General features: G+C 32.9%; 1 pseudogene. It reads left to right on the forward strand.

The annotated features are described in order from the left end of the window. Window positions 1-8: 8 nt before the first annotated feature. Window positions 9-298: pseudogene (locus tag CP366_RS10565) on the forward strand (transposase); the annotation flags it as partial.

Here is a 298-nt window from a genome sequence, read left to right on the forward strand (position 1 = left end):
GTTATATTATGCAAGTTACTTTTGGAATTGATGTAAGCAAGTCGAATTCTACTGTCTGGTTTTATTCAATTGCTTCATGAATTAACCGCTTTTTCTAAACATCCGCAAATTATTTTTGAAGCTACCGGTGTTTATTCACGTACACTGCAATCTTTTCTGGAAGACTATGGCTATGATTATGTAATTCTTAATCCTCTTAAAGCTAAAAAAGAAATGGATATGGGACTACGCTACAACAAGACCGATAAAACTGATGCTTATCATTTAGCCTTAATTCAAAGACTATATCATCATCCAA

The sequence above is a fragment of the Lactobacillus sp. UMNPBX15 genome, from assembly GCF_002553785.1.
Lineage (GTDB): Bacteria > Bacillota > Bacilli > Lactobacillales > Lactobacillaceae > Lactobacillus > Lactobacillus crispatus.